11 protein-coding genes and 4 tRNA genes are annotated in these 15,775 nt (G+C 45.1%); 9 read left to right on the top strand and 6 right to left on the bottom strand.

Annotated elements, in window-relative coordinates; translation table 11 throughout:
- Positions 1-19: 19 nt before the first annotated feature.
- The 3 genes from ftsN to priA all read right to left on the bottom strand — a co-directional run bounded on the left by ftsN (position 20) and on the right by priA (position 4,509).
- Complete coding sequence (ftsN, locus tag PSI23_RS15740; protein WP_273555972.1) at positions 20-865, bottom strand: cell division protein FtsN; 846 nt, start codon at positions 863-865, stop codon at positions 20-22.
- A gap of 71 nt (positions 866-936) precedes the next feature.
- Entirely contained in the window at positions 937-1,962 is a 1,026-nt protein-coding gene (cytR, locus tag PSI23_RS15735) for a DNA-binding transcriptional regulator CytR (protein WP_273555971.1), read from the bottom strand.
- Between the two features lie 348 nt (positions 1,963-2,310).
- Positions 2,311-4,509: a primosomal protein N' gene (priA, locus tag PSI23_RS15730; protein ID WP_273555970.1), complete on the bottom strand. Its 2,199-nt coding sequence runs from the start codon at positions 4,507-4,509 to the stop codon at positions 2,311-2,313.
- A 237-nt stretch (positions 4,510-4,746) separates the two neighbouring features.
- Between priA and rpmE the strand changes: the two genes are divergently transcribed.
- Complete coding sequence (gene rpmE / locus PSI23_RS15725) at positions 4,747-4,962, top strand: 50S ribosomal protein L31 (RefSeq protein WP_273555969.1); 216 nt, start codon at positions 4,747-4,749, stop codon at positions 4,960-4,962.
- A gap of 100 nt (positions 4,963-5,062) precedes the next feature.
- Here rpmE and metJ read toward each other — a convergent pair whose 3' ends face one another.
- Entirely contained in the window at positions 5,063-5,380 is a 318-nt protein-coding gene (gene metJ, locus PSI23_RS15720; RefSeq protein ID WP_092520271.1) for a met regulon transcriptional regulator MetJ, read from the bottom strand.
- A 292-nt stretch (positions 5,381-5,672) separates the two neighbouring features.
- Here metJ and metB point away from each other — a divergent pair, with 292 nt between their 5' ends.
- From metB to ppc, 3 genes are all read left to right on the top strand, one after another.
- Entirely contained in the window at positions 5,673-6,833 is a 1,161-nt protein-coding gene (metB, locus tag PSI23_RS15715) for a cystathionine gamma-synthase (RefSeq protein WP_273555968.1), read from the top strand.
- 9 nt (positions 6,834-6,842) lie between these two features.
- Positions 6,843-9,278, top strand: a complete 2,436-nt coding sequence (locus tag PSI23_RS15710) for a bifunctional aspartate kinase/homoserine dehydrogenase II (RefSeq protein ID WP_273555967.1) — start codon at positions 6,843-6,845, stop codon at positions 9,276-9,278.
- Positions 9,279-9,722: 444 nt separating this feature from the next.
- Positions 9,723-12,359: a phosphoenolpyruvate carboxylase gene (gene ppc, locus PSI23_RS15705; RefSeq protein ID WP_273555992.1), complete on the top strand. Its 2,637-nt coding sequence runs from the start codon at positions 9,723-9,725 to the stop codon at positions 12,357-12,359.
- A 169-nt stretch (positions 12,360-12,528) separates the two neighbouring features.
- Here ppc and metF read toward each other — a convergent pair whose 3' ends face one another.
- On the bottom strand, positions 12,529-13,419 hold the full coding sequence (metF, locus tag PSI23_RS15700; RefSeq protein WP_273555966.1) for a methylenetetrahydrofolate reductase: 891 nt from the start codon (positions 13,417-13,419) through the stop codon (positions 12,529-12,531).
- 337 nt (positions 13,420-13,756) lie between these two features.
- Positions 13,757-14,707, bottom strand: coding sequence for a type I pantothenate kinase (gene coaA / locus PSI23_RS15695; protein WP_273555965.1), 951 nt, complete (start codon positions 14,705-14,707; stop codon positions 13,757-13,759).
- A gap of 418 nt (positions 14,708-15,125) precedes the next feature.
- Here coaA and PSI23_RS15690 point away from each other — a divergent pair.
- From PSI23_RS15690 to PSI23_RS15670, 5 genes are all read left to right on the top strand, one after another.
- A tRNA-Thr gene (locus tag PSI23_RS15690) sits at positions 15,126-15,201 on the top strand.
- A gap of 15 nt (positions 15,202-15,216) precedes the next feature.
- Positions 15,217-15,301, top strand: a tRNA-Tyr gene (locus PSI23_RS15685).
- 98 nt (positions 15,302-15,399) lie between these two features.
- A tRNA-Gly gene (locus tag PSI23_RS15680) sits at positions 15,400-15,474 on the top strand.
- 6 nt (positions 15,475-15,480) lie between these two features.
- Positions 15,481-15,556, top strand: a tRNA-Thr gene (locus tag PSI23_RS15675).
- Between the two features lie 107 nt (positions 15,557-15,663).
- Positions 15,664-15,775 (top strand): GTP-binding protein (locus PSI23_RS15670; RefSeq protein WP_231310522.1); only part of this gene is annotated, 112 nt, incomplete at its 3' end.

Genomic DNA, 15,775 nt, shown 5'->3' with positions numbered 1-15,775 from the left:
GGGGGAGTTTTCCGCTTTTTCAACCCCTGGTAGGGCGGAGAATACAGCCGGGTACACCAGCTCCTGCAACGCGTTCGCGCATTTTTTCAGCGCTGGCCTTATTTTTATAAGGGCCAAGTACAACACGGTTCCAATTGTCGTTCGTGGTAATCTGGCTTTCAATACCTGCGAATGCAAGGTTGGCACGGACGGATTCTGCCTGTTCCATCGCTCGGAAAGAGCCACATTGTAGCATCAATTTTGAGCTATTTGTTTCAGACTTTGGTTTGCCAGCTTCACTGGTGTTTTGGGAAGGAGCTGCTGGCTGTTGTTCTGACGAGTGTTGTTCTGGCGAGAGTTGTCCGGCTTGTTGTTGGGCATGTTGCTGCTGCGCATATTCATATTGTTGTGCAGGAGGATTGATTAAGACGCGTGAACGTGGAACGGGTTCACTGTTATAAGGCACCTCTTTCAATGAAATCGGTGGCTGGCGCATGTCCGCCTGCATTTGTTCGAGTAATTGCTTTTGCTCTGGCGTTAATTGAGGGGCATGGTTTAGCGGTTTATTCAATGTTGCATTGGGTTCCTGTACTGAAGGTTCATTAGCAGGACGATTTTCCAATTCTTTGATGTAACTCCAGCGTTCTTCTGGTTTTGGTGGCAGGTCATGCCCCTTGGGTTGATGGTGAGGCTCTGGGACATTTTGTACATTTTCTTCCTTCTTATTGTGTACGATGAAATAAAGCCCACCAGCAAATATGACCATCAGAGCCACGGCAACGGCTAATGTAGTTTTGGGTAATCCTTGAGCCTGATTTTTTTTCTTACCAGTACTTTTCCGACGGGGATTGTTACGCCCGCGACTTACATAATCTCGTTGTGCCACTGTTTAATTCGCTGAGTTATTTAAAAATTAAGTAGTAGATAACTAATGTTACTTAAGCTGACGTTATTTGCCTAGCTTTTAGGCGAACAAGTACTCTCTCGAATGAGCAATTCTGCCTCCAACAATCTTGAATCTTTGGAAACTAAACGGCCTTGAAGTTGTTCCAGCAACAATAGAATGGAATTATGTCCAATTTCATAACGAGGCTGTTTCACTGTGGTTAAGGCTGGTTCGCAGTATTGGGCTAGGTTTAAATTATCGAAACCAACGACAGAAAGATCTTCTGGTAATTTTAATCCCATTTTTTTAGCTTGCCACATTGCTCCCATGGCCATGACGTCGCTGTGGCAGAAAATAGCGCTTGGAGGCTCTGGCAGAGTAAGCAGGTTTTCCGCTAATGCGGAACCGCACTCATGGGTGAAATCACCACGGGCAATATATTCTTCGCGAATTTCTGTCCCTGTGCGCCGCAGTGCCTGAATGTAGCCTTGCAAGCGATAGTGGCACAGTGGCATGGTTTCCGGCCCTGTAATACAAGCGATGCGTTTGTGTCCCAGTTTTTGCAAATGATGGGTGGCATTAAAGGCCGCTGTCAGGTTGTCAATATGGACAGTAGGCAGTTCCAGCTCCGGCGCGAATTCATTGGCCATGACCATTGGCGGCAGGTTTTTCTGTTCTTCTTTGGAAACATCGAAAGGGATGTTGGAGCCCAGTAGCACCATACCATCAATGCGTTTGGTGATCAGAAGATTGATAAACGCATGTTCTTGTTGCTGCTGATGCTTACAATCGCCAATCAGAACTAAGTAACCATGATCTGCCGCCGTTTCTTCAATGCCCCGAATGACTTCAGTGAAGAAAGGATCACTGATATTAGGAACAATAACCAAGATTGTTCTGGACTCATTGCGTCGTAAGTTTTTGGCCAGATTGTGGGGATAGTAACCAACTTCCAATACCGCATTCTCAACTTTCTGACGTGTACGGGCAGAAACTTTGTCAGGATTCATTAGTGTTCTTGATACAGTTGCGGTAGAAACACCAGCCACTTTGGCAACATCTTTCATGGTTGCCAATGCGCAATTCTTTTTTTCCATAGTTCACTCCTCACTTTCCACAGGCAGCGAAACGATTGCTCTCCGGCTGCTAAAAAAACGCCAGTCATTCCTGAAAAGGGAGCACTGGCGATTGCTTTCTACAGTCTTATTAATAACTACAATATTATTAATAACTACACTCATATTAATAATTTCATTTTAAACTGATTAACAGATCAATCCGTTACTTTGTTTACACAAAAAGTGTGATATGAATCATTTCTTAGAGATGCTTCGCAAATTAAAGAAATAATTGTCTCTATTTTTCTCAAGATGTTTGTCTAATTTTGCCGCTTTGCGACGACACGCAATTTTCTATTTCTGTTACTGGCTAACGATTTTCTGTTATCAACCTTCGGTGGGATCAACATCAATGCTCCATTTTACTTTGCGTGCCTGCGGTAGTGCTGTGATTTGGGGATAGATCCCAGCCATCATTTTTTGTAGGAAAATGCGAGAAGGATGCTGAATCATCAATTGCCAGCGATAACGACCACCTCGTTTGGCCTGTAATGCGGGGACTGGTCCCATGATCCATAAATGATCATCGTGCTGTGGATGATGTTCAAATAGTTGGCGCATTTGTTGTAAAAATGCGGGAGCTTGCTGATTGTCGTGGTCTTCTGAGCGGAGCAGGATATGGCTGGCAAAAGGCGGCAGGTGAACTTGCTGACGCTCTTCCATCGCTTGCCGGGCAAAGGCATCGTAGCCTTTTTCTAATAATACTTGCAAAAGTGGGTGCTCAGGATGGTGAGTCTGGAGGACAACTTCTCCTCGTTTTCCTGCGCGTCCCGCCCGCCCGGAGACTTGGGTATATAGCTGGGCAAAACGCTCTGCTGCCCGAAAATCAGCAGAAAACAGCGCACCATCGACATCCAGTAAGGCAACCAGTGTAACATCGGGGAAATGGTGGCCTTTCGCCAACATTTGAGTGCCAATCAAAATACGCGCTCCACCTTGATGTACTTCGGCCAGTTGTTGTTCTAGTGCTCCTTTGCGGCTGGTGGTATCACGGTCGATGCGGGTGACCGGAATATTGGGGAACAGCTTTGTAATGCCATCCTCAAGCTGCTCAGTACCCAAACCAACGGGAATCAAGTTAGTGGAGCCACATTGCGGGCATTGGCGTGGGATTGGGCGCTGACTGTCGCAGTGATGGCAACGCAGGTGGCGATGATTTTGATGCAGGGTGTAATAGTGATCACAGCGTTGGCATTCAGCTATCCAGCCGCATTCATGACAGAGCAGGGCAGGGGAATAACCACGACGGTTCAGAAACAGGATAACTTGATTGTCAGCCTTGAGGTGTTCACCAATACGATTAATGAGCGGTTGTGATAATCCAACAGTCAATGGCAAGCCTTTAAGGTCCAATAAATGCTGAGTTGCCGGTTGGGCATCGCCTGCTCGTTGGGTTAAGGTGAGTTGGCGATATTTTTCCTGTTGTACATTATATAGCGTCTCCAGTGCGGGAGTAGCGGTGCCCATAATGATCGGAGTTCCCTCTTTTTTAGCACGGAACACCGCTAGATCGCGGGCATGATAACGCCAGCCTTCTTGCTGTTTGTAAGAACTGTCATGTTCTTCATCGATAATGATAACGCCCAGATGAGCAAAAGGTGTAAACAAGGCCGATCGCGTGCCGATGACAATGGCATTTTCCCCTTTTTTCGCTCTCAGCCAAACCGTCAGCCGTTCGCTGTCATTCAAGGCTGAATGCAGAACATCAATCGGCGCGTTGAAACGTTCCCGGAAACGACGGATAGTCTGTGGAGTCAGGCCAATTTCTGGTACTAAAATCAGTGCTTGTTTGCCTTGCGCAAGAATATTCTCCAGTACACTGAGATAGACTTCAGTTTTGCCCGATCCCGTGATGCCTGCCAGTAGCCACGGAGAAAAAGTTTGATCTTCTGCACGGATGGCTCCTACCGCAGTCGCCTGCTCTGTATTGAGTTTTAACCTTTCGCCGATGGTTTTAAAATACGCATGCCAGTTTTCAGTTTCCGGCTGGATGGGATGCAGAGCAATCAGTGATTTCTTTTTCAGTGATTGCAGTGCACTTTCGCTTAATTCCAGTTCAGAAACTTGGTGGCGGTAAATGGGATGCTGGCGCAAAGCGGCCAAAGCCTTCTGCTGTTTGGCGGAGCGCTTGAGTTGTGCAAGAGGAAGTTCATGACCGGCTTCGGTGACTTGCCATTGCCAGAGCGGAGAAAATTCTGCCGGTTTTCCCTGTCGCAACAAGATCGGCAAGGCATGGAACAAAACTTCTCCCAGCGGATAGTGATAATAGCTGGCTGCCCACTGGAGCAATTGCCAGAGATCATTGGGAAAAAGGGAATGGGTATCAAGAATGCTGGAAATAGACTTAAGTTGCTCAGGAGGGAATTCACTGCTGTCTGCGATACCAGTGATGATCCCTATCGCATTTCGTCTACCAAAAGGTACGAGCACTCGAACACCGATAGCTGGCAAAGGTAATTCTGTAGGCAGTAGATAATCAAATGAGCGGGTAAGAGGGACAGGCAACGCAACCTGAACAACTGTCATAAGGCGATTTCCGGATAATTAATGACCAGATGAAAAAGGTACAAAAAAATATAGTGATAAGGGTATCATAGCAAATCAGCGGATTTCATTGCGCAATAAACCGATATTCTGTATGATCCGCCGCCTTTGGTATAGAAATTACCGAAACTTATTTTTATCAACACGATTATCAACACGACGTGTGGTGTCTGGCGGTTACGAGGCTGGATAGCGACACGGCCTGAACAGAGGTTTCCCATGAAAGAAGGTATCCATCCTAAATACGAAGAAGTTACTGCATCTTGCTCTTGCGGTAATGTAATCAAAATCAACTCTACTGTAGGTCACAACCTGAACCTGGACGTTTGTGGTGCATGTCACCCATTCTACACCGGTAAGCAGCGTGATGTTGCAACTGGTGGTCGTGTTGATCGCTTTAACAAACGTTTCAGCGTACCAGGTGCTAAGAAGTAATGACTTTTTCCTGCCTGTAATCAATACAGGCAGGAAAGTTGAAACAAAGATAGTAAACAAAAACGCCCGATGTTTTGCATCGGGCGTTTTTGTTTTGTTATCAATATTCCCATGTCTCAGGGTCAATACCGAGCTCACGCATCATGATTTTCGCTGCTTCTGGGATTTCATCATGGCGCTCTTTGCGCAAATCGTCATCATTAGGCAGAGGCTGTCCAGTGAACGCATGGAGAAAAGCTTCACACAGCAATTCGCTGTTTGTTGCATGACGCAGATTATTCACCTGACGGCGGGTACGTTCATCAGTCAGGATTTTCAATACCTTCAGCGGAATTGAAACTGTAATTTTTTTGACCTGTTCACTTTTTTTGCCATGTTCAGCATAAGGGCTGACATACTCACCATTCCACTCAGCCATGAGATACCTTAAATAGTTTTTGAATCAAGTAATTGAGATCAGAAGTTGGAGGGGATTTCTAATCTGTTTTCATATCGGTAATGCAGTAGTCTAGCATAATTCACTTATCGACTATATCGCTCCAACCGCACTAATTTATAAAATATAACCAGAAGACATATAAAGTGTAATGACACTTATTGAATTGTGATATTAAAGCTTAAAACATTATGGATGTCTAGATGTATTGACGTCTATCTTTCCAATCGTTATCCTTGCGTGACGCCAATAATAACGATGATGGGGAAAGGTTATGGGATGTAAGCAAGCGACAGTTGCGGTTCACAGTGGCTCAAATATTGATGAACAATATGGTTGTGTAGTTCCGCCTATCTATCTTTCCAGTACCTACAATTTTACAGGGTTCAATGAACCCAGGACCCATGATTACTCCCGCCGTGGCAATCCTGGTCGTGATATTGTCCAACAGGTTTTGGCAGAACTGGAAGGAGGGGCTGGTGCAGTCATGACCAGCAGTGGCATGTCTGCTATTCATCTGCTTTGTACCGTATTTCTGAAACCAGGGGATTTATTAGTGGCTCCCCATGATTGTTATGGCGGTAGTTACCGTCTTTTTGACAGTTTGAGCAAACGTGGTGCATATAATGTGATTTTTGTTGATCAGTCAGATGAGCAGGCATTGAAACTGGCATTGGCCAAAAAGCCCAAACTGGTATTGATTGAAACACCGAGTAATCCCCTGTTGCGGATCGTTGATATTCAATACATTTGTAGATTGGCTCATGAAGTTGGGGCACTGGCTATCGTCGATAACACTTTCTTAAGTCCTGTACTGCAAAAGCCATTGGATTTAGGGGCTGATTTAGTGGTTCATTCCTGCACGAAATATTTGAATGGACACTCTGATCTGATTGCGGGAGCAATTATCGCTAAGGAATCAGCTATTGCGGAAGACTTGGCTTGGTGGGCGAACAATATTGGAGTAACGGCTGCGGCTTTTGACAGCTACCTGCTACTGCGTGGTATTCGTACATTATCTGCTCGTGTGCTGCTCCAACAAAATAATGCTGTTGCCATTGCGGATTACCTACAACAGCAGCCCAAAGTGAAAAAGCTCTTTTACCCTGCATTGAAGAGCCATCCCGGGCATGAAATTGCCATTAAGCAACAGCAAGGTTTTGGGGCAATGCTGAGTTTTGAACTAGATGGTGATGAACAGACCATGCGTCGTTTTTTATCTGCGTTAAAATTATTTACCTTGGCTGAATCTCTCGGTGGTGTGGAATCGTTGATTTCTCATACCGCAACAATGACACACGCGGGAATGTCAGCAGAAGCAAGGACTCAGGCAGGGATTACGGATTCGCTTCTTCGTGTCTCTGTAGGAATTGAAGATAGTCAGGATTTAATTGCTGATCTGGACAATGCTTTTCAGGCAGCGGCAACGAGGTAATCATTAATCATGAGTACACTGGCAACAGCGGGGGCGGAATCGGACCGTCAGTTACATAAATTTGGTGGCAGTAGCTTGGCCGATGTGAAATGTTATCAGCGGGTTGCTGAAATTATGGCTAACTACAGCCAGCCGGGCGATCTGATGGTGGTATCGGCAGCAGGGAGTACAACCAACCAGCTGATCGATTGGCTTAAATTGAGTCAGAGTGACCGGATATCCGCGCATCAAATACAGCAATCCCTGCGGCGATACCAGCAAGAGTTGATCCGTGGTTTGTTGCCCAAAGCCGTTGCAGAAGAACTGAGTGCGATATTTATCGCTGATCTGGAAAGGTTGAGTGCATTGTTGGACAAACCCATCACAGACATTACATATGCAGAAGTGGTTGGTCATGGGGAGATTTGGTCTGCCCGTTTGATGGCTGCGGTGCTTGAAAATCAGGGGATCTCCAGCGCATGGCTGGATGCGCGCAAATTCCTCAGGGCAGAGCGTGTTGCCCAGCCGCAAGTTGATGTCAGCTTATCCCAGCCTTTGCTTGACCAATTATTGAACCAAAATTCCAACAAGCGTTTAGTGGTTACCGGTTTCATTTCCAGTAACCAGAATGGTGAAACGGTATTGTTGGGGCGCAATGGCAGCGACTATTCTGCTACCCAAGTTGGAGCTTTGGCGGGAGCCAAAAAAGTCACGATCTGGAGTGATGTGGCGGGGGTTTACAGTGCTGATCCGCGTAAAGTCAAAGATGCCTGTCTGCTGCCGTTACTGCGTTTGGATGAAGCCAGTGAATTGGCGCGTTTGGCAGCACCTGTTCTTCATACCCGCACATTGCAGCCTGTTTCCATCAGCGATATTGATCTGCAATTGCGTTGCAGTTACCAGCCTGAACAAGGCTCCACCCGTATTGAGCGTGTGTTGGCTACGGGAACCGGGGCAAAAATCGTTACCAGCCATGATGATGTTTGCCTGATTGAATTACATATTTCTTCAGCCCATGATTTCAAGCAAATCAACAAAGACATTGATTCTTTGTTGAAGCGCACTCAAGTTCGGCCATTGGCAACAGGACTGCATGCAGATTGCAACCTGATTCAGCTTTGCTATACCTCTGAGATTGTGAATAGTGCCCTTGATGTTTTGCAGGATGCTTCCTTACCCGGCAAACTTTCTTTGCGTGAAGGTTTGGCGCTGGTGGCTTTGGTTGGTGCGGGCGTATGCAAGAATCCGCTACATAGCCATCGTTTTTATCAACAATTAAAAGATCAGCCTGTTGAATTTATTTGGCATGCGGAAGATGGCATCAGTCTTGTTGCTGTAGTGCGTTCGAATCAGACGTCGCATTTGATTCAGGGATTACATCAAAGCCTGTTCCGGGCAGAAAAACGTATCGGTTTGGTGCTGTTTGGCAAAGGAAATATTGGTTCCCGTTGGCTGGAGCTGTTTGCTCGTGAACAGAAGAATATTTCTGCTCGCAGCGATTTTGAATTTATTCTGGCGGGGATCGTCGATAGTCGCCGGAGTTTGCTGAATTATCAGGGTATTGATGCCAGTCGGGCGTTGGCATTCTTTGATGATGAAGCGACTGAACATGAAGAAGATGCTCTGTTTTTATGGATGCGGGCACATCCTTATGACGATTTGGTCGTACTGGACGTTACAGCAAGTGGAGAATTGGCCGCAGAGTACATCTATTTTGCCAGTTATGGCTTCCACGTTATCAGCGCCAACAAAATTGCCGGCTCTTCCGACAGCAACACATATCGCACGATCCGCGATGCCTTTGCAAAAACAGGTCGCCATTGGTTATACAACGCCACGGTTGGTGCGGGATTGCCGATTAATTATTCTGTCAGAGATCTGCGTGAAAGCGGTGATACTATCTTGTCCATTAGTGGAGTTTTTTCCGGAACATTATCTTGGCTATTTTTGCAGTTCGATGGCTCCGCACCTTTCAGCGAGTTAGTAGAACAAGCATGGCAACAGGGGTTGACGGAACCTGATCCTCGCATTGATCTTTCTGGTCAGGATGTGATGCGCAAGCTGGTTATTCTGGCTCGAGAAGCCGGTTATGAAATAGAGCCTAATCATGTGCGTGTTGAGTCTTTGGTACCGGAAGAAGCGCGGTTCGGCTCCATTGAAGAATTCTTTGAAAACAGTGCTGCCATTAATGCGCAGATGCTGCAACGGTTGGAAGCGGCTCAGGAAATGGGCATGGTACTGCGGTATATTGCACGTTTTGATGCCAGTGGTAAGGCGAAAGTTGGTGTGGAAGCAGTGCGTAGTGATCACCCATTGGCCTCACTGCTGCCGGCAGATAACGTTTTTGCGATAGAGAGCCGCTGGTATCGCGACAATCCTCTGGTGATTCGTGGGCCGGGAGCCGGACGAGATGTCACGGCGGGGGCAATCCAATCAGATTTAAATCGTTTGTCACAACTCCTATAGCCCAACATTTCTATAGACGGAGATTTTTTACTATCGATCAGGTTTTCAAACAGATTTTGGCAGGGATATGAGGGCTTATCCCTGCCAATAACAGAAAGAGTGTTATTTACTCAATTAACGCCACCAATTCATATCATCATCCCGTCAATCAAAAGTGCCTTCGTCGTTTCTTTATTGAAAAAAACAAAATTGAAAAAAACAAAATTTATTGAGTACAAGCAAGGCAAACAATCGGATTAGCTTATAAAAAAGAAATCCAGATTAAATTTCATAAAATTCGCCCAAATTGTTTGTTTTCTGATATGAATAGGAATGTCAGAGATAAATAAAAGAACATTCTCGGCAGCAAAACATCAAACATCTAGACAGAAATAGGGTAAATGCCAATTGAGCCAGTCCTCTGGTGAAATGGATGACATACAGCAACACAAGGCCAGAAACAATATGAATCAACAATATTCCGCAATGCGAAGTAATGTCAGTATGCTCGGTAAGTTGCTGGGCGATACAATTAAAGAGGCTTTGGGAGAAGATATTCTTGATAAAGTTGAGACAATCAGGAAGTTATCCAAATCATCCCGCGCAGGCAACGAAATTCACCGTCAGCAGCTTTTATCGACACTGGAAAATTTATCCAATGATGAATTACTGCCTGTCGCCCGTGCGTTTAACCAGTTTTTAAATCTGACTAACGTTGCTGAACAATATCATAGCATTTCGCCACACGGTGAAGCGGCCAGCAATCCAGTAGCGTTGGCAGCGTTGTTCAATCGACTCAAAGAGAAACAATTCAGCAATGATGAGTTAGTCAATGCGGTCAATGAACTGGCGATTGAATTGGTTTTGACTGCCCATCCGACAGAAATTGCCCGCCGCACCCTGATTCATAAATTGGTTGAAGTTAATGGTTGTCTGGCACAGCTTGATCATGACGATTTGGCAGATTATGAGCGCAATAACATTATGCGCCGGTTGCGTCAGTTGGTTGTCCAATCATGGCATACTGATGAGATACGTAAAATTCGCCCAACCCCAATTGATGAAGCAAAATGGGGTTTTGCCGTTGTCGAAAATAGTTTGTGGGAAGGTGTGCCGGCATTCCTGCGTGAATTTAATGAACAACTGGAAGAGTCCATTGGTTATAGTCTGCCGGTGGAAGCTGTGCCAATACGCTTTACCTCTTGGATGGGGGGAGATCGTGATGGTAATCCTAACGTTACCGCCGAAATTACCCGTTATGTCTTGCTGCTTAGTCGTTGGAAGGCTGCAGATCTGTTTCTAAAAGATATTCAGATTTTAGTTTCTGAACTTTCCATGTCGGAGTGTACGCCTGAACTTCGCCAAATGGCGGGTGGGGAGCAGGTTTTAGAACCTTACCGTGAGATTGCTAAACAACTGCGGACGCAATTAGGTAACACGCTGGCTTATCTGGAAAAACGTCTTAAAGGTGAACAAGCCCTGCCACCAGCGGATTTACTGTTGCATAACGAACAGTTATGGCAACCGTTGTATGCCTGCTATAGATCCCTGAAAGACTGTGGCATGGAAATTATTGCAAATGGGCAATTGCTGGATACTTTGCGCCGCATTCGTTGTTTTGGTTTATCTTTGGTGCGTATTGATATCCGTCAGGAAAGCACCCGACATACCGATGCGATTGCTGAACTGACGCAATATCTGGAAATGGGAGATTATGCGAGCTGGCCTGAAGCTGAAAAACAGGCATTCCTGCTGCGTGAATTGAAGTCAAAACGTCCCCTGATCCCACGTGATTGGCAGCCAAGCGCAGAAACGCAAGAGGTTTTCGATACCTGTAAAGTTATTGCTGAATCACCACAAGATGCGATTGCTGCTTATGTTATTTCCATGGCAAAAGTTCCTTCTGATGTTTTGGCAGTGAAATTGTTGCTGAAAGAAGCGGGATGCCCACTGTCATTGCAGGTCGCCCCGTTGTTCGAAACCCTTGATGACCTTAACAATGCCGAAAGTGTGATTCGGCAACTGTTGGGGATTGAGTGGTATCGCGATCTGATTAAGGATAAACAGATGGTGATGATTGGTTACTCTGATTCAGCCAAAGATGCAGGGGTGATGGCGGCATCGTGGGCGCAATATCGGGCACAGGATGCGTTAATCAAAGTATGTGAACAAGAAGGCGTGACACTGACTCTGTTCCACGGACGCGGTGGCTCGATTGGTCGCGGTGGTGCGCCTGCACATTCGGCTTTGCTCTCCCAACCGCCGGGTAGCCTGAAAGGAGGGTTGCGCGTAACGGAACAGGGAGAAATGATCCGCTTTAAGTTTGGTTTACCGCAGGTGACGATCAGTAGTTTGGCCTTGTATGCCAGTGCGATTCTGGAAGCAAACTTATTGCCACCACCGGAACCAAAACCAGAATGGCATCAGATTATGGATACGCTCTCGGATGTTTCTTGTGATATGTATCGTGATTATGTGCGTGATCGACCGGAATTTGTGCCTTATTTTCGGGCTGCAACTCCTGAGCAAGAATTGGCAAGACTGCCTTTGGGATCGCGGCCAGCTAAGCGACGCCCAACGGGGGGTGTCGAAAGTTTGCGAGCGATCCCATGGATATTCGCATGGACGCAAAACCGTCTGATGCTTCCGGCATGGCTGGGCGCTGGCGCGGCGCTGCAACGGGTGATCGATGCGGGCAACTTGTCGGTCTTAACGGATATGTGCCGCGACTGGCCATTCTTTAATACGCGTATTGCCATGTTGGAGATGGTGTTTGCCAAAGCAGATTTATGGCTGGCGGAATACTACGATCAGCGTTTGGTGGAGCCGAAACTATGGTCACTCGGAGTGCAATTGCGTAACCAACTTGCAGAGGATATTAAAACGGTACTGGCCATTGCACAGGATGAGCAATTGATGGCGGATTTGCCGTGGATCGCTGAATCTATCGCATTGCGTAACGTGTATACCGATCCATTGAACGTGCTACAGGCTGAATTATTACAGCGCTCCCGTCAGCAGGACAATCCCGATCCACATCTTGAACAGGCGTTGATGGTGACGATTGCCGGCGTTGCGGCAGGAATGCGCAATACAGGATAGTTTTTAGTTTTTTAAATCTTGTTAAATCATCAAAGCCGAATGGGAAACTGTTCGGTTTTTTTGCATTTTAATCTGCTCAAGAAATATTTATCTACAGTAACGCCGAACTATTATCTAGTCCGGCTTCTAAGGTTGTAAAAATTGTAATGAATCAATTGCAATGGATAAATCAGGAAGGACGGACTCCTAAAGTATGGCAGATGGCATAACTCAGCTCTGCTCGATTCAGGGTATAAAAATGAAAATCTTTCACGCCTTCGCGACTGAGGATTTTTACCATGTCCATTGCAATAGACGCGCCGACTAAGCTTCGGCTTTCCGGATCATCATCCAGCCCTTCAAACATTCTGGTCATCCAGCTTGGAATACGAACGTTAGTTATCGTGGAAAATCGTTGTAACTGGCGGAAGTTTGAGACAGGTAAAATTCCGGGCACGATTTCCACATCAATCCCTGTTGAGACACAGCGATCGCGAAAACGTAGATAACTCTCCACATCAAAAAAGAATTGGGTAATAGCGCGATTGGCTCCGGCATCAATTTTGCGTTTCAGGTTAATCAGATCTGCTTGAGCGCTTTTTGCTTCAGGATGTACTTCTGGGTACGCAGCCACGGAAATATCAAAATCCGCCTCTTCTTTTAATAGCTCAACTAAATCAGCACCATACATTTCTGGCTTACTACAACAATTAGTCGGTAAATCGCCACGCAATGCCACGATATGACGAATGCCGTTTTGCCAATAATCATGGGCAATGTTGCGTAGCTCTTTACGGCTGGCATCAATGCAAGTCAGGTGTGGAGCTGCATCAAGGCCAGTTTTTTCTTTAATGCCTTTGATGATGCTATGGGTGCGATTACGTTCGCCAGAGTTAGCACCATAGGTGACGGAAACAAATTTAGGTTTCAGCTTGCTTAAACGATCAATAGATTTCCACAGGGTTTGTTCCATCTCAGCTGTGCTGGGTGGAAAGAATTCAAAGGAAACACGAAATTGTCCTTCAAGTTCAGCTAAATTCTGATTCAGCGCTTCTCGCTGATTAGCGTGAAAAAAACTCATACCCTGTGCCCTCATGAACAAACGGAATTTTTATCCGCTTAATTTTAGATGTTTAAGTGTCTATACGTTTAGATGTCCAAATAGAATGGGTGAAGCGGGATTTTTAGTCAATCAAGAAATGGCTTATTCCCAATGAGGAATATTCAAAGTGATCAGGAAAGAAATTCATGTTGAGGAAACATGGTTTGAATTTGAAATTGGTTGAGTGAAAAACTGTCAAAAATTTGGATTGGATACTATTTATAAGGAAGGAAACATTATAAAGAAAGAAACAACCCTCGTTATTTTCAACGAGGGTTGTTAGCGGTCTGAGCCGGAAATATTTCCGGCTTTTGCTTTATTTTCTTAATCTGACGCTTTCAATCGTGTGATTGATTCCTTTTGTCATAATCAAGCTAGCTCGTTCTCTCGTTGGTAAAATGTTTTGCTGTAAGTTTAATCCGTTAATTTCCCGCCAAATATTCGACGCTATTTTTATTGCTTCTTCTGTCGTTAGCTTAGAATAGTTGTGGAAATAAGAATCAGGATCGGAAAAAGCACCTTGCCGGAACTTAAGAAAACGACCGACATACCATTGTTCGAGTAGTTTTTCTGATGCATCAACATAAATAGAAAAATCAACAAAATCAGAAACAAATACGTGATGTGGCTCATGTGGATAATCCATGCCACTTTGTAATACGTTTAAACCTTCAAGGATGAGGATATCCGGCTTTTCGATAATAAGTTGTTCATTAGGAACAATGTCATAGCTTAGGTGAGAATATATTGGTGCAGTGACTTCTTCTGCGCCTGATTTTATGTCGGCGACGAATTTAACTAAGCTGCGCATGTCATAGGATTCAGGGAATCCCTTTTTTTTCATTAAACCACGCTCATTTAATACATTGTTAGAGTGCAAAAAACCGTCTGTTGTTACTAACTTAACACGACGATGTTCTGGCCAACGGCTTAATAATGCCTGTAATAAGCGTGCAGTTGTACTTTTTCCGACAGCAACACTGCCTGCTATGCCTATAACATAAGGTATTTTTTGTCCATCTGTTCCCAGGAACTGCTCAAGAACAGCTTGCCGCCGTAAATTGGAGCTAATATAAAAATTGAGTAGGCGTGACAATGGAAGATAGATTTCAATCACTTCATCTATCGAGATTTCTTCATTAATCCCTTTTAAAGCAGCAACTTCTTCTTCTGTTAGTGTTAAAGGCACCGAGTCACGCAATGTTGCCCAATGTTCACGATCAAATTGTAAGTATGGAGTCGTCAAAAAAGATTCTTTCTTATTCATAAGCCAACATCTGCCTGTCTATGCAGGTTGGACAGGTTGTTGAGAACACCCGTATCCGACAAAAAATAAATCTCATCATATCGGTTGCGTTATCGTAGGCGTAGACTTTTTTATGATTTTAGTAATTTTTTTGATGAGAAATCCAAAAATTTTAAAAATGTACTATCCCTGTGGTTGTTTGGATCGTCCTCTTTAAAAAGAGGGGGTTAGGATTATGCAAATACTTTTCAAAAAATCATTGGTAAATGTCTATGTTGGTTCTTTACTGCATAGAAGTTTTTGTTGGATATTTAAGCTGAAAGTATTGAAAAAAACACCAATATCATTAAAAATGACTATTTTATGAGCTAAAGAACAAAAAAAGCAATTTTTTTGTTGCATCATGGGTCAACTCTACCTAGAATGCGCAGCACTTGATGCCGGCATAGCTCAGTTGGTAGAGCAACTGACTTGTAATCAGTAGGTCCCGAGTTCGACTCTTGGTGCCGGCACCATTAAAAATTTGGAAAGGTGGGGTTCCCGAGCGGCCAAAGGGAGCAGACTGTAAATCTGCCGTCACAGACTTCGAAGGTTCGAATCCTTCCCCCACCACCATTAACCAGTTTTAATCTTGAGTGTTCTGCTCGAGTTATACTCCAGAAGACACTTGAGCTGAAATATACAGCTGATTAAAGTTAGGTAGCCGAGTTCGCGCGGGCATCGTATAATGGCTATTACCTCAGCCTTCCAAGCTGATGATGCGGGTTCGATTCCCGCTGCCCGCTCCAAGATGTGCTGATATAGCTCAGTTGGTAGAGCACACCCTTGGTAAGGGTGAGGTCGGCAGTTCGAATCTGCCTATCAGCACCACTTCCCCTGTTCTTGCCTCCTGATTTTCTTCCTGTAAATATCTCACAAGCAAATTGCTTGGTTGATGTGGTGAAACCACCGATTCCGTGTTTTAGAGGGACAACCTAATGTCTAAAGAAAAGTTTGAACGTTCAAAACCGCACGTTAACGTTGGTACTATCGGCCACGTTGACCACGGTAAAACTACCCTGACTGCTGCAATCACCACCGTTTTGGCGA

Source organism: Xenorhabdus yunnanensis, assembly GCF_028598805.1.
Lineage (GTDB): Bacteria > Pseudomonadota > Gammaproteobacteria > Enterobacterales > Enterobacteriaceae > Xenorhabdus > Xenorhabdus yunnanensis.
Note: the sequence above shows the minus strand (reverse complement) of the source record. Positions and strands in the feature narration are given on the sequence as shown.